This window comes from Streptomyces prunicolor NBRC 13075 (genome assembly GCF_000367365.1).
GTDB classification, from domain to species: Bacteria; Actinomycetota; Actinomycetes; order Streptomycetales; family Streptomycetaceae; genus Streptomyces; species Streptomyces prunicolor.
In genome coordinates, this window is sequence record NZ_BARF01000129.1 from 15277 (window position 1) to 35340 (window position 20064).

The following is a 20064-nucleotide window of genomic DNA, read 5'->3' on the forward strand; positions in this document are numbered from 1 at the left end:
GACGAGATTTTCGCTGACTCATGAGTCGTCGACCGATGAGTCACTGACCAAGGATGAAGTTGATCTGCTTGTTGGTCTTGCTCAGGCCGCTCACCGGTGCGTCATTGGCGTAGACGTCCTGCATGGCGGGGCGCATCAACGCGTACACGTCCGCCGAGTAGTTGGTGATCGGGAAGGAGAAGGTGGAGAAGTCCTTTTTGTCGGCGACCGGCCGCGTGAAGGCCGTGACGTCGATGCCCTTCTTCTTGTAGGCGGCGACGGCGGCCTTCGTGCCGTCCGGGGTCGCGGGGAAGACGATGCCGTAACTCCCCACCGTCTTCTGGCAGTTGTTCGACGACAGATAGGTCACCCACTTTCGTGCGCCCGCCTTGTTGGGGGCGTTCTTGGTGATCGAGTCGGCCAGTCCGTTCATCATGGTCGCCCGTTTCCCGGTCGGACCGGTAGGGGTATACGCGGTGCCGATCTTGATGCCCTTGGCCGCGGCGTACGTGGAGATCATCCAGGCGCCGTCGAACGCGGTCGCCGCCTTGCCCGCCGCGATCTGGACGTTGGGCGGGTTGGCGCCGTCGCTGTAGTCCGTGAACGGCGCGAGATAGCCCTTCTTCGCCAGACCGAAGTACCACTTGACCGTCGACTGATAGGTCTTGCTGTCGTACTGGTACTTCGTGCCCCAGCGGGTCTTGTCCGTGTAGTTCCAGCCGGCCGAGGCGGTGAAGGGACTCCACGTCGTCTGCCCGTCGGAGTCGCCGGCGCCCCCGGTGGCCATGCCGTACACCTTGACGTGGTGCTTGTCGAAGCCCGGTTCGTCGCCGCGCTTGCCGTTCTTGTCGATGGTGAGGTGGGCGATGGCCTTCTCGAAGGTGCCGCCGTCCGTCGGGTTCCAGGAGAGGCTGTTGAGCTGATCGGCGCTCAGGCCCGCCGACTTGGCCATCTTCTGGTTGTAGAAGAGGGCGACCGTGTCCCAGTCCTTGGGCGTGCCGTACTGATGCCCGTCCTGGCCCTGCCAGTTGGCGGCGAGACCCGGCTGATAGGCCGACGCGTCGATGTCGAGGTCGTCCAGCGGCTGGAGCACCTTCAGGTCGGCGAACTGGCCGAACTTCTGGATGTGGTCGGTGAACACGTCCGGCTGGGTGCCCGCGATGAAGCTCGCGGTGAGCTTGGTCCAGTAGTCGGCCCAGCCCAACTGGGTGATTTTCACCTTGAGTCCGGGGTTCTGCTGCTCGAAACCCTTCGCGCAGGCCTGGTAGGCGGGGAGTTGGTTGGCGTCCCACAGCCAGTACGTCACCGTGTCCGAGGCCGAGCCCACGGAGTCGCCCTTCGCGCAGCCCGCCGTCAGGGACAGCGCGAGCGCCCCGGTCAATGCCATGACCGTACGAAATCGCATGCCCTGCCCCTTACTTGATTCCGGTGAAGCTGATGGAACTCACGATGCGGCGCGCGAACACCCCGAAGAGCACGAGCATCGGGAGCGCGGCGATCAGGGTCGCCGCCATCAGGCCCGACCAGTCGTAGCCGCTCTGCGGGGTCTGCGAGCGGAAGATCGCCAACGCCACCGACAGCACGCGCGAACTGTCGCTGTACGACACCATCAGCGGCCAGAAGTAGTCGTTCCAGGACGTGATGTACGTCAGCACGCCCAGGGTGAGGACCGGCGTGGACGCCATCGGCAGCAGGACCCGGAAGAAGACCCGGACCTTGCCCGCGCCGTCGAGCAGGGCGGCCTCCTCGACCTCGCGCGGGATGTTCATGAAGAACTGCTTGAGGAAGAACACCGCGAACGGCGTCATGAACATCGTCGGCAACGCGATCCCCAACAGGGTATCGACGAGCCCGAGTTGCTTGATGAGGACGAAGTTCGGCAGCAGGGTGAAGATGGCCGGCACCATCAGTCCGGCCAGGAAGAGACCGAACATCCGGTCCCGGCCGCGCCAGCGGAGGCGGGCGAAGGCGTAGGCGGCCATCGCGGAGAAGAACACCTGGCAGACGGTGACCAGGGTCGAGACGACCACTGAGTTGAGCAGATAGCGCCAGAACTTGAGGCCGCCGCCCGAACCGCCCTGTGCGATCGCCTCCTTGGTCGACTGGAGGCCGAGGGCCCGTTCGAAACCGCCGGTGGTGAAGTCGACCGGCAGCGGGTCCGAGGGGTGGGCGGCGAGCCCGGTGTTGGTGGAGAGCGCGGTGCGCAGGATCCAGTAGAAGGGCAGCAGGGTGATCAGCATGATCGCGGCCATCGCGACCCAGGCGGCGACCTTGCCGACGGAGGGCCGGGGCCGGGGCGGCCGTACGACCTCCTGCTTTGCCGTGGGCGTAGGGGTGTTGGGCACATTGGGTGTGGTGGTCAGGGTGGCCATGTCGACTCCTTCCGGTCAGCCGAGGTCGGTCTGGCCGGCGCGGGTGAGCCGGTACTGGAGGAATGTGATCGCGCTCAGCACGATCAGCAGGGCCACGGACATCGCGGACGCGTAGCCGAACTGGAAGCGTCCGAAGGCGGAGCCGTAGATGTAGTACTGGAGGACGTTCGTCGCGTTCGCCGGGCCGCCCGCGGTGGTCACCGCGACCGTGTCGAACACCTGGAACGAACCGATCACCGTCATGATCAGCACGACCGCCAGCACCGGCCGCAGCAGCGGCATCGTGATCCGCCAGAACATGCGCCACTCGCTCGCGCCGTCCACCTTCGCGGCCTCGTACATGTCGCCCGGGATGGCCTGGAGCCCGGCGAACAGCAGCAGCGCGGTGTAGCCGACGTGCCGCCACACGTTGATCAGGGCGATCGTCGGGATCGCCCAGGTCTTGTCGGCGAGGAAGGGGATGTGGTCGAAGCCGAGCCCGCCGATGATCTCGTTGCCGATGCCGAGCTGGGTGTCGAGGATCCACAGCCAGACGATGCCGGCGACGACGTTCGACATCAGGTACGGCGTCAGCACGATCCCGCGCAACAGGGCGGACTGGGTGAGCCGTTGGAGCAGCACGGCGACGGCGAGGGCCGTGACCGTCTGGATACCGATGTTGATGAGCACGTACTCGACGGTGACCTTCAACGACGACCAGAAGATGGGGTCGTGGACCATCCGGTCGTAGTTGTCGAGGCCCACCCACTTCGCCGGCGTCAGCAGGTTGAAGCGGGTGAAGCTCAGATAGATACCGCGCAGGGTCGGCCAGAGCAGGAAGACCAGGAAGCCCAGCAGGGCGGGGGCGATGAAGACCGCCGCGAGCCGACCGTCGCCGCCGTCTTCACGGGCCCGCGGCCTGCGGGTCGGGGGACTGCTTGAGGCGATGGTCATCTGGAGACTCCCTTGTCTACGACGGCTCGTCCTCGGGCCACTTACTTTCGTCACGAAAGAATCCAGGCGTCAATAGCTGTGCGTGGGTCTTTTCTTTGCCGGATCTCGGTCGTAGAGTGGTCGTGTTACTTCCATGGTGAAAGAAAGAGACCTGTGGGAGTGTGACCCTCATGACCACACGTGCCGCCAGCTGGCAGCCGCTAAGCCCCGGTGAACGCTCGGTGGCGATCGAGGTGCTCGTCCACGGCCCGCTGTCGCGCACCGACCTCACGCGCCGGCTCGACCTCTCGGCGGGCAGCCTCACCCGCCTCACCAAGCCGCTGATCGAATCCGGCCTGCTGGTCGAGGTCCCCGACGGCGGTAGCCCGGCCGAGGTCCGTCAGGGCCGCCCCTCGCAACCCCTCGACGTGGTCGCCGAGTCCCGCACCTTCCTCGGCTTCAAGGTCACCGAGGACATGGTCTACGGCGTCGTCACCACCCTCCGGAGCGAGATCGTCGCCCGCCTCGACCGGCCGCTCACCACTCACGACCCCGCTCAAGTGGCCGATCTGCTGGGCGAGATGACCGGCGAGATCACCGCCCGGTTCCGCACGCTCACCGGCATCGGTATCGGCGTCGGCGGACTCGTGCAGGACCGTGCCGTGGTGGGGGAGTCGCCCTTCCTGCAGTGGAGCGACGTCCCGCTGGCCCAACTCGTCGAAGAACGCACCGGGTTGCCGGTCGTCGTCGAGAACGACGTGGCCGCTCTCGTCGAGGCCGAGACCTGGTTCGGCGCCGGGCGCGGCCTCGACCGCTTCGTCGTCCTCACCATCGGCGCGGGCATCGGCTACGGCCTCGTCCTCGGCGGCAAGCGGGTGCCGTACGCGGAGGAGGACCGCGGGTTCGGCCGCCACTGGATCCTGAACCCCAACGGCCCGATCACCCCCGCCGGTCAACGCGGCAGCGCCGTCTCGCTGTTGACCATCCCCAGCATCCGGTACCAGATCCGGGCCGCCACCGGACTCGACCTCACCTACGAGGAGATCCTCGCCCGCGCCGCCGCCGGTGAGCCCATGCCTGCCCGCGTCATCGACGAAGCGGCCCGCGCGCTGGGTACATTGGTCGCCCAGATCGCCAACTTCGTGCTCCCGCAGAAGATCCTGCTCGCCGGTGAGGGCGTCGGCCTGATCGACGTGGCCGGCAAGACGGTGGACGACACGCTCCGCGCCCACCGGCATCCACTGGCCGCCCCGCTCGACGTGGAGACGAAGGTGTCCGACTTCCACGACTGGGCGCGTGGCGCGGCGGTGTTGGCGATCCAGGTGCTGGTGCTGGGTGTGGCCGAAGTGTGAATTGCGTTACGGGGCTTGACAGATGACGTGATCAGTAACACGGTCCGATATGTCCGGTTCGCTCGCGATTACTCACATCGCCTTCACCTTGGGCGACGTATGCTTCACACCATGTCCACCAGCGTTGAATCAGCCACCGAGCGATCGGCAGCCGAGGTCAACGAGGAGATCAGGGCCCTGTGGCACCGATCGGGCGGGACACTGAGCGTCGAACAGCGCGAGGAGTACCGACGGCTTGTGATGGAGTGGGCCGCCGCGGCTCCCCAGTCGGCCGAGGCGGCCTGAGCGTCACCGCTGTCGACCGACGCAGGTGTCGTTGTCGGTATTCGGTATCCCGCCGCCCGGCCTTCCTCGTGACCCCCGGCCACCGGTCCAGCCGGCCGCGCCTCTGTCGGCCCGACCGGCCCCGTATCCCCCGTGGCACTCGCCCCCCGTCGCACTCCCTTGAGTGATCAGCCCCACATCGCCGAGTAGTGCCGCTGGAACGCCTTGCGGTCCTGCTCCGCGCGGATCCAGCGCGTCGCCACCAGCGCGATCAGACTTCCCGCGATCACCAGTAGACCGGGACCCACGTTCTTCGGGTCCGTGAGCCGCGACGCCAGCGTCGTCGACCCCGATGTGGTGTTCGTCGCGGGCGCCGAGGTGCCGGGCGTGGCCGCACCGGCGGCTGCCCCGCTCCCGGCGGCCGAGGCGGACGGCGCGGGTGACGCGGCAGTCTTCGGTGCCACCAGCAGCTTCACGTTCAGCGCGGCCAGCGCCTTGGTCAGCGGCTGGAAGAACGTCGTACCGCCCGCCGTGCAGTCACCGCTGCCGCCGGACGTCACGCCCAGCGCGATGCCGTTGGCGAACAACGGGCCGCCGCTGTCGCCCGGTTCGGCACACACCGTGGTCTGGACGAGACCGGTGACCGTGCCCTCCGGGTAGTTCACCGTCGCGTTGAGCGCGGTCACCTCGCCGTCGTGCAGCCCGCTGGTGCTGCCGCTGCGGAACACCTTCTCGCCCACGGCCGCGTCGGCCAGGCCGGTGATGGTCACGCCGCTGCCGTTGCCGATCGCGACGACGTCCGCGCCCTCGCCCGCCGAACCACTCGCGTACTGCACAAGGGAGAAGTCACTGCCGGGGAAGTTGTCGGAGACCGTCTTGCCCAACTGGGTGTCGCCCTGGTTGTCGGCGAACCAGATGGACCCGACAGGGCCGCAGTGCCCGGCCGTGAGGATGAAGTCGTTCGTTCCATCGGTCACGTTGAAGCCCGCCGAACAGCGCCCGCCGGTCGACAGGATCGGCTGCGCGCCGTTGATCCGGGTCGTGAACTTGCCCTGCGTGCGCTGCATTTGGACCGAGGCGCCGATGGCTTTGGCGACCTTCGTCATCGCCGTCCAGGCGGTGGTGGAGACGCTGCTGTCGGCCTCGACCAGCACCCGGTTGTTTCGGTAGTCCATCGCCCACGCGGTGCCCGGCACCTTGGGCGCCGAACTCAGCGTGCCGGCAGCCGAGTTCAGCTCGTTCATGCTGTACCGCACGACCTTCGCCTCGGCGCCCGCCTTCGTCACCTCGGCCGCGGTCTTCGCATCGGTCACCGCGACGACCGTACGGCCGCCGGTGTCGACCCAACTGCCCGCCGTACGGGCCGAACCGAGCTTCGCCGCCAGAGCGGAACCCTTGTCCGCGGGTGTCTGTGGCGCGCTGAGCGTGGCGGCGGACGTGCCGGAAGAGTCGCTGGCCATGGCCGCCTGGGTGACCATGGCACCTCCCAGCAGGAGTCCGCCGACGGCCGCCAACCGTGTAACTCGCCGGATGACCCGTCGTCGTGCGTGCCTCATGCCTGGCTCCCGAACCCCGATCGTGCGGTGCGGAACACCGCGGGGCGCTCCGGTCGTTGAGTGCCCTTCCTCCATACGTGGCCCGGCGCCGTCGCGTTCACCAGAGGGCGGATCGGATGGGGGATCGGGCAGCGGATCGGATGGGCAATCAGGTGGCGGAACGGCTTCGGGCCACGTGTCCAACGGGCGTTCTACACCGCCGAGTTGGCCTCGGCCGCGCCCAGCCGGAGCCCGCTGCCCTCGTCGCCCCAGACGGAATCCGTGCCGACGTACGGGCGGAGCAGCGCGGTGAGGGCCGGGTCGCCGCGGCCGTTCAGTTCGTCCGAGGCGAGCTTGCGGGCGATGCCGGCGAGGAAGTCGGCCAGCTGCACCCGCGCGTCGGACCGGGCGGCGACGAGTTGTACGTCGCTCAGTGGGGCCGCCTCCATGATCCAGGCGATCCGCTCCGGGGTGAGCATGTTCTGCCGGTCGTGCACCAGCCGGACGGACCGGCCCTCGGCGAGCCAGTACCGGGCCGTGCTGACGATCGCCGGGAGCAGGGGGTTGAGGACGGGGAAGAGCACGGGGGAGTGCCGCATCCGCTCCCGGTAGGACTCGGCGCGTGACCGGGACCGGGCCGTCGCGAGCCGCCCGACGATCACGCCCGCGGTCGTACCGGAGTACGCGTCGCGCAGGGCGTCGACCGTACGGAAGAAGACGTCGGTGGGGACGGTCGCCGCGTTGTCGTTCCTGACGCGGAGGAGTTGGTTGGAGGCGGTGAGGAAGTCCCGCCAGTCGCGCTCGCCGAAGGTCCGGGGTCCTTCCTGGAACAGGGTGATCGCCTCGGGGCCTTCGCCGTCCCTGTCCCCGTTTCCGTCCCCGTCTTCGCCGAGCAGCAGGTCGACGGCGCGGTTCACGACGAAGAACGTCTTCTCGAGCAGATGCACATGGGCGTTGCCGTCGCGCAGTGGTCCGGTGGGCCCGAGGAACGACTCCAGCACCGCGCGGTGCTTGTCCCGCAGCAGATGGTTCGCCTTGTACTCCGTCGCCGGCGAGCGGATCCGGTGCCGTATCTCCTGTACGTACGCGGCGGCGGTCTCCACGGGGAGCCGCACGCTCGCATGGGCGAAGACGTCGGTGTTCCCGCCCGTGAGGTTCTCGCCGTCCGAGCCGGACTCGTCGCAGGCGATCTCCATCAGGGCGCCGTTCTCAGGATTCCCGGTCATCGCACATCCCCCTATCTTGAGCCTCATGACCAGCATCCCGCAGGACACGTCCGGTGAACCGAATCCCCTGCGCGCCCTCACGCTCGACCGCCTGCGCCACCGTACGAGCATGAAGTGGCGCACGTATCCGGAGGACGTGCTGCCCGTGTGGGTGGCTGAGATGGACGTACCGCTCGCGGAACCGGTGGTCCGCGCGGTCACGGACGCGCTCGCGCTGGGGGACACCGGCTATCCCGCCGGTACGGCGTACGCGGAGACGCTGGCCGGGTTCGCGGAGAAGCGGTGGGGCTGGGACGGGCTCGCCGTGGAGCGCACGCGGATCGTGCCGGACGTCATGCTGGGCGTCGTCGAGATGCTCCGGCTGGTGACCGGTGCCGGTGATGCAGTGGTGGTGAATCCCCCCGTGTATCCGCCGTTCTTCCAGTTCGTGGGGCACATGGACCGGCGGGTGGCGGAGGCGCCGCTGGGGGCGGATCTGCGGATCGACCTCGGTGCGCTGGAGGAGGCGTTCCGACGGGCGGTCGAGGGCGGGCGGCGGGCCGCGTATCTGCTGTGCAGCCCGCACAACCCGACCGGTACGGTGCACACCGCCGACGAGCTGGCCGCCGTCGCCGCCCTCGCCGAGCGGTACGGCGTGCGGGTGGTGGCCGACGAGATCCACGCGCCGGTCGTCGCCGCGGGCGCGAACTTCGTGCCGTATCTGAGCGTGCCGGGCGCGGAGAGCGGTCTGTCGCTGATGTCGGCGTCGAAGGCGTGGAACCTGGCTGGGCTCAAGGCGGCCCTCGCGGTCGCGGGCCCTGCGTCGGCCGCCGACCTGGCCCGGCTTCCGGAGGAGGTCGGCCATGGCCCGAGTCACGTCGGGGTCATCGCCCACACGGCCGCGCTGCGCGACGGCACGGGGTGGCTGGACGCGCTGCTGGCCGGCCTCGACGACAATCGGCGGCTCCTCGCGGACCTGCTCGCGGAGTATCTGCCGGCGATCGGCTACCGCCCTGCCGAGGCTACTTACCTCGCTTGGTTGGACTGCCGTGCGCTCGGCCTCGGTGATGATCCCGCGGGGGTCTTCCTGGAGCGGGGGCGGGTGGCGGTGAGTCCCGGGATCGACTTCGGGACGGGGGGAGTTGGGCATGTACGGCTGAATTTGGCGACGTCGCCGGAGGTGATTGCGGAGGCGGTGCGGCGGATGGGGGTTGCGTTGGGGTGAGGGGGCGTTTCGGTTATCCGGGTGGGCGTGGTGCGTTGAGCGTGGCGCTGGTGCTGGGGTGGGGGTAACCGTGCTGGGGCGAGCCGCCCAGGCGTGCCGCGGTGAGTACGGCGACGGTGCTGGGGGTGAGGCGGTCGTCGTGCCGCGTCGAGTACGGCGCCGGAGCACGTCACGTGGCCCCCGTCGTACGGGGCGTGCCGGTGGCACCTCAGTGACCCGCCCGGCCGCGCTGTCATGGACACCCACCCGGGCTGCCATGATGGCCCCATGCGCGTGCTGATGCCGGTCCCCGACCGGGACTTCGACGTCACCGAGGTCGCTGTGCCCTGGCGGCTGCTCACCGATGCCGGGCACGAGGTCGTGTTCGCCACCGAGCGGGCCGGGACCCGGCCCGCCGCCGACCCCCGGTTGCTGACCGGCGTTCTCTTCGGGCAACTCGGTGCCGAGGACGAACCCAAGCGGTTCTACCAACAGCTCACCGCCGCACCGGAGTTCAGCGCCACCGTCGCGTGGGCGGACCTTGACGTGACCGGCTTCGACGGGCTGCTGCTGCCCGGGGGACACGCGCCCAGTATGCGCCAGTACCTGGGGTCGCCTGAACTGCAGGCCGCAGTCGGGGAGTTCTGGAAGTCGGGTCGGCCTGTCGGCGCCATCTGCCACGGCGTTCTCGTGCTGGCGCGTACCGGCGACCCGGACACCGGCCGCAGCGTCATCGCCGGACGCCGTACGACCTGTCTCCCCAAGTACATGGAACGTACTGCCTACTTGACCACCGCCTGGCGCCTCGGCCGCTACTACCGCACCTACCCCGCCTACGTGGAGGACGAGGTGCGGGCCGCCCTCGACGATCCGGGCGCACAGTTCGAGCGCGGGCCCAAGGAGCTCACCCGGCGCGGCACCTCGAGCGACGACACGCACGCGTTCGTCGTACGGGACGGCAGCTACCTGTCGGCGCGCTGGCCCGGCGACGCATACCTGTTCGCCCGCCGGTATCTCGATCTCCTTCGAGAAGCGTCGGGTGCTTAGACTGCCGACCATGGACGAGACCCCGCTGGACCGGCTCGGTGCGAGCCAGTACCTGCTGATCACCAGTTATCGCAAGAACGGCTCCCCCGTCGCCACCCCGGTGTGGGTGGTGCGCGACGGCGAGACACTCGGTGTCTGGACGGTCGCCGACTCCTGGAAGGTCAAGCGCATCCGGGCCCGCGCCGATGTCCTCGTCGGCCCCTGTGACCTGCGCGGCAACCCGACCGGCAACCAGGTCCCCGGCACCGCCGAGATCTGCGACGCCGAGACCACCGCCCGCTATCGCAAGCTGATCACCCGCAAGTACGGCCTCACCGGGCGCATCACGCTCCTCGGCAGCCGACTGCGCCGCGGGCTCGACGGCACCGTCGGCATCCGCGTGACGCTCGCGCCCTGACGACCATCCCCTCGACCACCGAACACAGGGAGCCTCCGTGGACCCGCTGAACCCGGCCGAGCTGCCGCTGCGGCAGGAGCGGGTCGTCTTCGCGCGGATGCGCAGTACCCAGGACCGGGTCGCCGACGCGATCACCGCGTTCGCCGGCACCATGCTCTTCGTCTACATCCACGCGCTGTGGTTCGCCGTCTGGATCGCCCTCAACGAAGGGCTACTCGGGCGGGCCGGGATATTCGACCCGTACCCGTACGGGCTGCTCACGATGATCGTCAGCCTGGAGGCCATCTTCCTGTCGACCTTCGTCATGGTGAGCCAGAACCGCCAGGCGGCCCGCGAGAACGTCCGCGCCGACCTCGACTTCGAGACCAACCTCCGTTCCGAGGTCTGGTCGGCCCACATCGGCGCCGCGCTCGGCCTCGACCCCCGCGAGGTCGAACAACGCGTCCAGGAACTCCTCACCGAGAACCGCGCCAAGATGAACAGCGGGACACAGAAGCCGAGTTGAGCACCCGCACGATGTAGCCAGTCGCACGATGCAGTCGCATGAGGAAGGGGCCGCAGCTTTCGCGCTGCGGCCCCTTCACTTCGTGCGACGTTCTCTTACGACATTCGGCTACGACTTTCCGCTACGGCGCGTCGAGCACCGTGCCGGTCAGTTCCGGTCCGCCGCTCTGCGGGTCGCCGTTCTCGTCCACGCCCAGGAACCGCACGGACTCGGGCTGTTCCGTCACCTGGTCGGTGATCGTCGGCACGCTGATCTCCCCGCTGAGCAGCCCCGGCGGGACGGACGTCCAGAGGAACAGGCCCAGCACCTTGGACAGCGGGCGTTCCGGCGCGGCTTCCTCACCGGAATTCTCGCTGAGCCACTGCGGGTTGACGTCCAGGGTCGACAACTCCGGGCCCGCGGCGACCGGTTGGACGAGGAACGACGGGTTCAGCTCCACGTCGGCGGCCGCGGACAGCGTCACCTTCCACTTGAGGGGCTGGCCCTCGGTGACCCGGTCGGCGATCGGCGTGACGGTGAACGTGGGCATCGGGTCGTCGTTCTCGGTGGTCACCCCACCGCGATGGGCGCCGACCACCGCACCGTGCACCGCCTTCACGAAGATGTCGTGCTGGACGCCGTAGTCGAAGCGGGTGTTGCCCGCCACCTTCACCGGTACGTCGATGGAGTTGGCGCCGGGCCGTACCGTCACCAGCCGTGAGGTGTCCCGGCCGGTGGCCGGGTCGCCGACGTAGAGCCGCACCTGGCCGCTGCCCCGGCCGGTGACCTGGACGGGGACGCGGTACGTCTTGACGCCCGAGTTGCCTTCCTTGACGGCGAGGCGGCCGATGTCGACGCGGGGGAGCGGGGCGGAGGTGGCAGCCGGAGTGCCCGGGTGCCAGGCCCAGGCGTCCATCAGCCAGGCCTGGCCGGAGCGCGAACGCGGGGTCAGGTCAAGGGACTTGATGCGGTGCAGGTCGAGTCCGGCGTGCGCGGCGGCGGCCAGCGGTACGCGGACCTCGCGGGCCCAGTAGGAGGCGGTGCGCTGGGTGCCGGGGAGGCCGTCGACGCGGACCCGGCCGAGGGTCGCGCGGTGGCCGGCGGTGTCCGTCACGGACACGTCGAGCTGGGTGCCGGTGGTGTTGGGCGGCACGATCACCCGCAGGGCGAGGCTCTTGGCGCCGCTGACGGAGACCGGCTTGTTCGGACGGACCGTCACCTTCGAACCGGCCGCGGACCAGCGCAGCGCGACGGCGCGGCGGCCGACCTCCTTCGTGGCCTCCCACTGCGCGAAGTGCGGCGAGCTGCCCTTGGAGTCGTCGCTCAGGCAGGCGACGGCCGGGTCGGGGTCCACCGCGGCGCACAACTTGCCGCCGGAGACGGTGACTTGACCGTCGGGCAGGAACCCGGCACCACGGTTCGCGCCCACCGCGTGGGTGAGGACGCGCGCGGGGTCGGCGGAGGGCGCCCGGCGGCCGGAACCGTCGAGCAGCTCGCGGGCCCGGTCGTCACCGGCGATGAACAGCCGTGCCGCCGTGGCGATGTAGGTGGAGCCGGCCTTGTGCTGCTGGTCGGCGGTCAGCCGGGTCGCGGCGCCCGGTGAGCACACCGCGTCCCGCTGGTCGGGGTCGTCGTAGAAGTCGTCGGACGCGGGCGCCTCGGCCTGGCCGGGCGTCCACTCGGTGTTGAAGAAGTTGTGGTCGGCGCCCTCGACATAGACCGCGCTGTGCAGGGCGGTTCCCTTGCTGACCCCGCGTGTGCCGTCGACGTAGACCTCGCCCTGGAGGTCGGAGACGTCACCGTCGCAGCCAGGGAGGAGCGTCACCGACGGCACGTCGGCCACCGGGTTCTGGCCGAAGATCGTCGGGCCGATGAGGACCGTGCCGCGGATCTTCCAGCGGACCGGGCCGCGGTAGCCGTCCTGGGCGGCCGGCGGCGGGTAGAGGCTGTCCATCGCCGCGCGGTTGACGCCCTCGCCACCGCGCGAGTGGCCGACCAGCAGGACGCGGGAGAGGTCGGCCCGGGGCGCGTTCCGCACGACCGGCGGTGCCGTCTGCGGGTGGGCGGACCAGTCGGCCCAGTGGGCCAGGTGGAGCCGGACCAGCGAGGAACGGGCCTGCGCGCCCGCGTCCTCGGCATCGGCGTCCTGGGCGTTGATGCCGTTCGCGGAGATCGACACCGTGACATAGCCCTGGGAGGCGAGGAGTTGCTGGTCGCGCAGGTAACCCCGGTAGCTCGGGACCGACTTCAGGCCGGTGGGGCAGGGCCAGTCGCCGGTGATGTCCTCGGTGCCGGGCTTGTAGCAGGTGTAGTGACGGCCGTGCAGGAAGAGCGCGAGCGGGCGCTTGCCGGTGGCGCCCTTCGGTGCGACCACGACGGCCTGCATCTCGATCGGCTGCGGATACCCGGGCAGACGAACCGAGTTGAGCGTGTACTCGCCGGTCGTCGTACGGTACGTGCCCGGCTTGCCGGGGTCGATCGCGCCGGCCGGGAGCGGGGCGGTGGGCTGCGCGGCGGCTTGTGAACGTCCGTCGGTGGAGCCGCTGTTGTCACCCGTGGTGTCCAACCGGCGCCCTGCGGCCAGTACTTGAAGGTCCGTCAGCTTCTGAGGCGCGACGGCACCGAGGCCGAGCCGGAACGTCCGCCCGTCCTTCGCCGGTCTCGGTACGCCGAGGAGTTGGCCCCCGGCGTGGAACTCGACGCGTGCGTCCCCCATGGGCACCCGCGTGCCCGAGCGCCAGACCAACTGCTGTGCGGAGCCCTTCCCGGTGATCCGCCAACCCGGCGGGAGAGTACCGTCGTTGGCCGCTGCCGTCGCCGTGAACGGTCCGGTGTCCGACGGTGGCGCGGCCTGCGCCGACCCGGACATCCCTCCCGCCACCGCGAGCACCGCCGCGGCCGTGACCCATATTCGCCGGGCACGGAACAATGTGTTCTCCTCCTCGAACCCCAGGCTCAGGCGCCCCGTTGGTCACGGGAGCCTCTCGCGCCCCGGAGGACGAGAAGCGGAGCCTATGGGTTGCCTGTGGAGGAGGATTCGGCCGATCTTCGTCGGGCGGGCTCGAACTCGGTTGCGCGCTACGGCCGTTCAGGAACCGCCCGCAGATCGAGGCCGGTCGGTGCCCGACGGGTCGGCCGCTGTGGCCGGTTCGGGGCCGTCAGTGCCAGGCGCGGTACGGCTCGTCGAGGAGTTGGAAGACGGGTTCGCCGCGCACCGGGTCCTTGGCCGTGGAGAGCCGGACGCGGTCGCCGCTGTGGATGCCGATGGGCGGGCCGATGACCCGGCCGCGCACCACGAAGCCCTCGGCCATCTCGATCAGCGACACATTGCGCGCGGCGGGGGTGTTGCGGTGCACGACCGTGGAGTGCCGGACGGTGCCGGTGCCCTCGCTGCGCTCCGTGCGCAGGTCGCCGCCCTGGCAGACCGGGCACAGCAGCCGGTGGTACATGGCGGTGCCGCACCAGGTGCAGCGCTGGAAGAGAATGGTGGCCCCGTCCGTGGCGGGTGGATCGAGCACGCCCGCGAGGGAGCCGACTACCGGACGGGTCGCGAATCCTGAGTGGTGGTACACGCTGTCAACTCCCTGCGCTCGGCCGGAATCCCGCGCGCGCGGCCTAGCCGGGCACGCATGTGCGCGGCTCGCCGTGCCACCGTGCACGGCCACAGCGTATGGCACTCAGTGCCAGCCGTAAAGATACTGCGTACCCTCGACTTTTCCGTTTTTCCGGTTCAGTCGCGGCCGAACGCGGCTTCGATCTCCTGGACGACGCGCCACATCGGGGCCCCGCGCCGGGAGACGACCACCACGACGTCCTCCGGGCGCTGCTCCTGGAGTTCGCCGACGGGCCGCACCGGGGGGTGTCCGAAGGCGGACTGCACATACCCCAGGGCGTGGTCCACCTCGGCGCCCGCGTCGCGCTGCCCGTCCGAACGCAGCCAGGAACGCAGGGCGTTGTTGTGCGCCGCGACCACGGCGGCCGCGATCACGTCCGCCTGGAGGGTCCCGTCCGGCCGGCCCGCGAAGCGCCCGCGCAGATAGTCGGCGAGGGCGCGCTCGTAGCGCCACACCACCGACAGCTCGTACGCGCGCAGCCCCGGCACCTTCTTGGTGAGGCGGTAACGCTGCACGGAGAAGGTCGGGTTCTCGTTGTACATGCGCAGGACGAGCCGGGCCGCGTCGCAGACCCGGCGGACGGGTTCGTGTTCGTCGCCGCCGGAGGAGAGGAAGGCCGTCATGTCGGCCAGGCAGCGTTCGTGGTCGGGGAAGACCACGTCCTCCTTGGACGGGAAGTAGCGGAAGAACGACCGCCGCCCCACCCCGGCCAGCGCCACGATGTCGTCGATGGTGGTCTGTTCGTAGCCCCGCTCCAGGAACAACTGGAACGCGGCCGCCACCAGGGCGTCCCGCATGGGCGGCTTGGAGCTCATGGACGGGAACGTAGCACCAGGCCGACCCGGATGGCACTCAGTGCGCTCCAAGGAGGGAACTGAGTCCCCTCGTGGATCTGGAGTGATCGATGTGATCAAAACGATCGATACGATCCGCCGCATAGAGTGACCGCGACCAGTTTCACCTTCAGGGGGACCCATGCGACCGCACGTCGACCAGCGCCATGAACGGGTGCTCGAACTCGTCCGCGAGCGCGGCAGCCTGCGGGTCGCCGACCTCGCGGCCGAACTCGGCGTCTCCGCCGTCACCTTGAGGCGTGACGTGGAGGCGCTGGCCGGCCAGGGCCGGGTGCACCGGCTGCACGGCGCGGTGGTGTGGCCGGGCGGCGTGAGCACCGTAGGACCGCGGGCGCGACAGGAGTCGGCCGAGTCCACCGCGTCCACCCCATCCACCGGATCCGCCGAGTCCGCCGAGGGCGTCGTGATCGGAATGATCGTGCCGACCACCGCCTCGCTCTTCGCCGACATAGTGCGCGGCGCCCGCGAGGCCGTGGGAGCGCAGGGCGGCCGACTGGTGCTCGGGGTGTCCGGATACGTCGACACGGAGGACGCCGTCCAGGCCGGGCACCTCCTCGCGGGCGGCGCGGAAGGGCTGCTCGTCGCGCCCAGCTGGTCGGGCGGTGTCCCCGTCGGCGGCCAGGAACAGTGGCTCCTCGACCGAGGCGTACCCACCGTCCTGGTCGAACGCTCCGCCCCGCCCGGCAACCCCGCCGCGGCCCTGGACCGGGTGCGCACCGACCGCGCCCACGGAGCCGCGGTCGCCGTCGGCCACTTCGCCGCCCTCGGCCACCACCGGATCACCGCGGTACTCCAGGAGGGCCCGCACGCCGCGCAGATCAGCGCGGGCTACGACTCGGCCGTACGCTCCCTCGGTCTCGACCACGCGCGGGGTGCCCCGTCCGTCCGCGAACACGGCGACTACGACTCGAGCGTGGACTACCTGGTCGACGCCGTCCGCGAGCGCGGAGTCACCGCCGCCCTCGTGCACAGCGACGAGGACGCGATCGTGCTCGCCCCCCGACTCCAGGCGCGCGGCATCCGCGTCCCGGACGACCTGGCGCTCATCGCCTACGACGACGAGGTCGCCCCGCTCGCCGACGTACCGCTCACCGCCGTCGCCCCGCCGAAGCGAGCGGTGGGGGAGGCGGCCGCGAAACTCCTCCTGCAACGGCTCGCCGAGCGCGGCAGTGGACGCCGGCCGGCCCCGCGTCAACACGTCGAACTCCTCCCCGAGTTGAGGATCCGCTCGTCCTGCGGAGCCAAAACGCTCGCCCATTGACCACGGGCCGACCGTTTTGATCATTCCGGGCGAACGCTCTCGGTGAACGCCCTCGACCAAGGAGAACCGGCATGCCCTCCATACCCCGCCCCCGCCCCCGTCCCCGCATCCTGTACGTCACCGACCTGACGTACCCCGCGCGCGGGCGCCGCTACTGCGACGAGGACATCGACCTGACCTCCCGGCTGCGCGAGGACTTCGACCTGGCGCTGTGTCATCCGCTGGACGCGGCCGCGCTGATCGACGGCTTCGACGTGGTCGTGGTCCGCAACAGCGGTCCCGTCCTCGGGTACCAGGCCGAGTACGACGGGTTCCGCGAGCGCGCGTTCCGCACCGGTGCCCGGGTCTACAACCAGCTGACGGGCCGCGCGGACATGGCGGGCAAGCAGTACCTCCTCGACCTGAGCGCCGCCGGGTTCCCGGTCATCCCGACCGTCGACCGCGTCGAGGACCTGGACCTGCTGCCCCGCACCGACCGCTACGTGGTCAAGCCCAAACTCGGCGCCGACTCCATCGGCCTGGAGATCGTCGAGGCCGACCGGCTGTCCGCCCTGGCCGACGGGAGCGTCCTGATCCAGCCGTGCGTCGACTTCTCGTACGAGGTGTCCTTCTACTTCGTCGACCACGACTTCCAGTACGCCCTCTACGCCCCGGACACCGAGAAGCGCTGGCAGCTGGAACCGTACGAACCCGCCCCCGCGGACCTGGAGTTCGCGCAGCGGTTCATCGACTGGAACGGCATCGACCACGGCATCCAGCGCGTCGACGCCTGCCGGGCGCCCGACGGCCGGCTGCTCCTGGTCGAGCTGGAGGACCTGAACCCGTACCTCTCCCTGGAGGCGCTCGACGACACGCGGCGGGACGCTTTCGTCGCCGCGCTGAAGGCGGCTCTGCACCGGTTCGCGCGAGCATGAGGTCGAGCTGAACTCCGGCGGCCGTGCGCGCGTATCTCTCCAGGGGGATGGTGGAAGTCCGTGCGCGCGGAACGGAAGGAGAGCAGTGTGTCTACACCGTCCGAACCGGGATCGTCGCCCGGCGGCCCGGTCCTGGAACCCGCCCGAGTTCTGCGCCGCCGCCGCTCCGACAATCTCGCGGCGCTGATGCGGGAGCCCCGCCGGGACTCCTCCGTCTTCGAGTCCGTGCCGGTGCCCAGGCCGATCTTCGGCTCCGAGGCCGAGACACAGGAACTGCCGCCCGTACCGAGTGAGTCGCGCCCGCTGCCGACCACCACAGGCTTCTTCGGGCCCGGTCTGCGCCGGGCCGCGGTCGTGGTCGGGGTGAGCGCCGCCGCGCTGGTCGGCTTCGCCTGTGCTCTCCTGCTGCCCGGCAAGGGAGAGGCCAGCACGGCCCAGCCGGTCGCCACACCCACCCCGGTGGCGTCCGCCACGGTCGGCGCGACGGCCGATCCGGACGGCGCCGGCACCCTCCGCGAAGGCGACAGCGGTGCCGAGGTGAAGGAGCTGGAGCAGCGGCTCCTGCGCATCCCCAACGTCTACGAGAACGGCTCCACCAGCGGCCAGTACGACGCGACCCTCACGGCCGCGGTCGCCCGCTTCCAGCTCTGGTACGGCATCCGGGGCGACGAGAACGGCGTGTACGGCGACGACACCCGCAAGGACCTGGAGTCGCGGACGACCCTCGACGACGGCCAGTAGGCGACCGGGTTTCGAGTATTCGGGGTTTCGAACGCGGGGCAAGGCCTGCGGAAAGTCGGTGGTGGTGGGGCCGTAGAGCCTCATCATGGACAGCGCGGCGCCGCAGGTCGGCGGTGTCGTGCCCGCTGCGAACCGAAGACCACGCCGATGAGCGGCTCCCGCGTTCCTGGTCTGATCCTGCCCGGAGTCCTTCTGCTGGCCCTCGTCGTGGGCGCGTTCTGGTACTGGCGGCACCGCGACGACGACTGAACTCCACCGGCGGTGCGGTCAGCGTCCTGTGCTGTGCCCGACCAGCGCCTCGGTCACCGCGCGGACGCTGCGCGCGATGTGCTGGAGCTGGAGGACCTCGGCGGCGTACAGCTTGATGGTGTGCTCGATGACCGACTCGGGCAGGCCGATGCCGGGCAGGTCGGCCCGCGCGGTCTGCAGGGCGGTCCGGGCCACCCGGATCTCGTGCTGGACCTGGATCTGTGCGTGGCGGGCGAGCAGCACGGGGTGGCGGATGAACGCGGGATAGCTGGCGTAGCGGGCCGGCACCAGCTCGCGCAGCCACTTGGCGGCCGAGCGCTCCCAGTCGTAGCTGCCGGGTGTCTTGACCTGACAGGGCCAGTCCTGGCTGATGCGCGTGGTGGTGAGTTGCATGTCATCGCTTCCCGGTGTGCGGCGTCGCGGGGGTGGGTCGACGGTGGGTGGCGGCCCCGGCCCAGGGGATGACCGGGGCCGCCCTGGGCGCTCGCGGAAGCGATGCCCGACCGAACACGTCCGGCGCCGACGCGGGTAGGAGACGGCGGCTGGGCGTGCCCGTGCGAGGGCCCCGGGAAGCAGGTGTCGCCGGCGCGGCGGGTCGAGCGGAGGTGCGCATGGGCGGACCGGGCTTTCTCGGGGCGGGTGCGATCCGTGAGCAGTATTTATATATGCCGTCTTCTTTGCAAGGCGTATGAAAACATTCATACGCGAAATGGGCGGAATCATCCCAGTTCGAGTTCGTATGAGGGGGGAGTGGTGGGTCAGTCCCGCATGAAGAACTGGTGCTGCTCGGCGATCTGCTCGTAGTCCTCCAGGCGGGCCTGGGTCCGCTCCGGATCGGCGTCCGTCATGGCCTGGAGCAGGGCGGAGGCCATCACGCCGGGCGCGGCGTACGAGTCGAAGACCAGGCGGGAGCCGGTGCCGGTGGCGAAGGTGACGTCGGCCTCGTCGGCCAGCGCGCCGAGCGCCAGATCGGTCACGAGGGCCACCTTGAGCCCGGCGCTGCGCGCCACCCGGAGCGTGGTGAGCGTCTCGTGCGCGTGCCGGGGCATGTCGAAGGCGAGCAGCCAGGTGCCGCCCGCCTCGCGGGACTGCAGGATCGCGTCGTAGGCGACGCTGCCGCCGCGCGTCACCAGCCGCACATCGGGGTGGATGCGGCGGGCCGCGTACGCGAAGTACTCGGCCAGCGAGACGGAGATGCGCAGGCCGAGGACGGTGAGCGGGGTGGACGCGGACAGTTCGCGGCCGACCTCGATCAGCCGGTCGGGGTCGGCGAAGTCCCGGCGCAGGTTCTCCAGGTTCGCGATCTCGGCGTCGACCGCGGCCTGGAGTTCGTTGCTCCGGTTCTCCTCGGCCGCCGGGCCGCCCGCGAGGGTGCGCAGGGCGATCGCCTGCAGCCGTTCCCGTAGCGCCGGGTAACCGCTGAAACCCACCGCCGCGGCGAACCGGGTCACCGAGGGCTGGCTGACGCCGACGCGCTCGGCGAGGTCGGTGATGGAGAGGAACGCCGCCTCGGTGATGTGCTCGATCAGGTACTGGGCGATGCGCCGCTGGCCCGGCGACAGGCGTGGCCCGTCGAAGAGTTCTCGGAGTTGGGACGTCGGTGCCGCGCCGACTTCCGGGTCGGTTTTTCCCGAGGTGATCACGGATGCCTGGGCGCGTGCCTGCTGCGGCGATGGCACC

At 70.1% G+C, this 20064-nt stretch carries 19 protein-coding genes; 9 read left to right on the top strand and 10 right to left on the bottom strand.

The genetic code is table 11. The features are described from left to right. Positions 1-40 precede the first annotated feature (40 nt). From SPR02S_RS48985 to SPR02S_RS48995, 3 genes are read right to left on the bottom strand one after another with little or no spacing between them, the layout of a single operon-like run. Positions 41-1384, bottom strand: coding sequence for an ABC transporter substrate-binding protein (locus SPR02S_RS48985; RefSeq protein WP_026151593.1), 1344 nt, complete (start codon positions 1382-1384; stop codon positions 41-43). Positions 1385-1394: 10 nt separating this feature from the next. Next, positions 1395-2351, bottom strand: a complete 957-nt coding sequence (locus SPR02S_RS48990; protein ID WP_019064400.1) for a carbohydrate ABC transporter permease — start codon at positions 2349-2351, stop codon at positions 1395-1397. 15 nt (positions 2352-2366) lie between these two features. Continuing rightward, positions 2367-3284, bottom strand: coding sequence for a carbohydrate ABC transporter permease (locus SPR02S_RS48995; protein ID WP_019064401.1), 918 nt, complete (start codon positions 3282-3284; stop codon positions 2367-2369). 170 nt (positions 3285-3454) lie between these two features. Here SPR02S_RS48995 and SPR02S_RS49000 point away from each other — a divergent pair, with 170 nt between their 5' ends. Next, positions 3455-4615, top strand: coding sequence for an ROK family transcriptional regulator (locus SPR02S_RS49000; protein ID WP_026151594.1), 1161 nt, complete (start codon positions 3455-3457; stop codon positions 4613-4615). A 99-nt stretch (positions 4616-4714) separates the two neighbouring features. Continuing rightward, on the top strand, positions 4715-4900 hold the full coding sequence (locus SPR02S_RS49005) for a hypothetical protein (protein WP_019064403.1): 186 nt from the start codon (positions 4715-4717) through the stop codon (positions 4898-4900). Between the two features lie 167 nt (positions 4901-5067). On the opposite strand, the gene SPR02S_RS49010 is transcribed toward SPR02S_RS49005, so the two are convergent. Together SPR02S_RS49010 and SPR02S_RS49015 are read right to left on the bottom strand one after the other, a co-directional pair. Continuing rightward, entirely contained in the window at positions 5068-6435 is a 1368-nt protein-coding gene (locus SPR02S_RS49010; protein WP_026151595.1) for a S1 family peptidase, read from the bottom strand. A 191-nt stretch (positions 6436-6626) separates the two neighbouring features. Then, positions 6627-7640, bottom strand: a complete 1014-nt coding sequence (locus tag SPR02S_RS49015; RefSeq protein ID WP_019064405.1) for a hypothetical protein — start codon at positions 7638-7640, stop codon at positions 6627-6629. Between the two features lie 25 nt (positions 7641-7665). Between SPR02S_RS49015 and SPR02S_RS49020 the strand changes: the two genes are divergently transcribed. The 4 genes from SPR02S_RS49020 (at position 7666) to SPR02S_RS49035 (ending at position 10772) form a co-directional block, all read left to right on the top strand. Further along, positions 7666-8844, top strand: a complete 1179-nt coding sequence (locus SPR02S_RS49020) for a MalY/PatB family protein (protein ID WP_019064406.1) — start codon at positions 7666-7668, stop codon at positions 8842-8844. Between the two features lie 267 nt (positions 8845-9111). Then, positions 9112-9870, top strand: coding sequence for a type 1 glutamine amidotransferase domain-containing protein (locus SPR02S_RS49025; protein ID WP_019064407.1), 759 nt, complete (start codon positions 9112-9114; stop codon positions 9868-9870). 10 nt (positions 9871-9880) lie between these two features. Further along, a complete protein-coding gene (locus SPR02S_RS49030; RefSeq protein ID WP_019064408.1) occupies positions 9881-10267 on the top strand; it encodes a PPOX class F420-dependent oxidoreductase in 387 nt (128 codons plus the stop codon). 37 nt (positions 10268-10304) lie between these two features. Beyond that, a complete protein-coding gene (locus SPR02S_RS49035; protein WP_019064409.1) occupies positions 10305-10772 on the top strand; it encodes a DUF1003 domain-containing protein in 468 nt (155 codons plus the stop codon). 121 nt (positions 10773-10893) lie between these two features. Here the strand turns inward: SPR02S_RS49035 and SPR02S_RS49040 are convergent, their stop codons facing one another. The 3 genes from SPR02S_RS49040 to SPR02S_RS49050 all read right to left on the bottom strand — a co-directional run bounded on the left by SPR02S_RS49040 (position 10894) and on the right by SPR02S_RS49050 (position 15162). Continuing rightward, positions 10894-13620, bottom strand: coding sequence for an alpha/beta hydrolase family protein (locus SPR02S_RS49040; protein ID WP_019064410.1), 2727 nt, complete (start codon positions 13618-13620; stop codon positions 10894-10896). 289 nt (positions 13621-13909) lie between these two features. Further along, complete coding sequence (locus tag SPR02S_RS49045) at positions 13910-14323, bottom strand: Zn-ribbon domain-containing OB-fold protein (RefSeq protein ID WP_019064411.1); 414 nt, start codon at positions 14321-14323, stop codon at positions 13910-13912. Positions 14324-14481: 158 nt separating this feature from the next. Beyond that, positions 14482-15162, bottom strand: a complete 681-nt coding sequence (locus tag SPR02S_RS49050) for a TetR family transcriptional regulator (protein ID WP_019064412.1) — start codon at positions 15160-15162, stop codon at positions 14482-14484. Between the two features lie 178 nt (positions 15163-15340). Between SPR02S_RS49050 and SPR02S_RS49055 the strand changes: the two genes are divergently transcribed. From SPR02S_RS49055 to SPR02S_RS49065, 3 genes are all read left to right on the top strand, one after another. Continuing rightward, positions 15341-16480, top strand: coding sequence for a substrate-binding domain-containing protein (locus SPR02S_RS49055; protein WP_019064413.1), 1140 nt, complete (start codon positions 15341-15343; stop codon positions 16478-16480). Between the two features lie 71 nt (positions 16481-16551). After that, complete coding sequence (locus SPR02S_RS49060) at positions 16552-17394, top strand: ATP-grasp domain-containing protein (RefSeq protein ID WP_019064414.1); 843 nt, start codon at positions 16552-16554, stop codon at positions 17392-17394. Positions 17395-17481: 87 nt separating this feature from the next. Continuing rightward, entirely contained in the window at positions 17482-18135 is a 654-nt protein-coding gene (locus tag SPR02S_RS49065; RefSeq protein WP_019064415.1) for a peptidoglycan-binding domain-containing protein, read from the top strand. A 267-nt stretch (positions 18136-18402) separates the two neighbouring features. On the opposite strand, the gene SPR02S_RS49075 is transcribed toward SPR02S_RS49065, so the two are convergent. Beyond that, positions 18403-18777, bottom strand: a complete 375-nt coding sequence (locus tag SPR02S_RS49075; RefSeq protein ID WP_019064417.1) for a hypothetical protein — start codon at positions 18775-18777, stop codon at positions 18403-18405. A gap of 365 nt (positions 18778-19142) precedes the next feature. Continuing rightward, the gene (locus SPR02S_RS49080) at positions 19143-20063 is read right to left on the bottom strand and encodes a MurR/RpiR family transcriptional regulator (RefSeq protein WP_019064418.1); all 921 of its coding nucleotides are present in this window, start codon (positions 20061-20063) and stop codon (positions 19143-19145) included. Between the last annotated feature and the right edge of the window lies 1 nt (position 20064).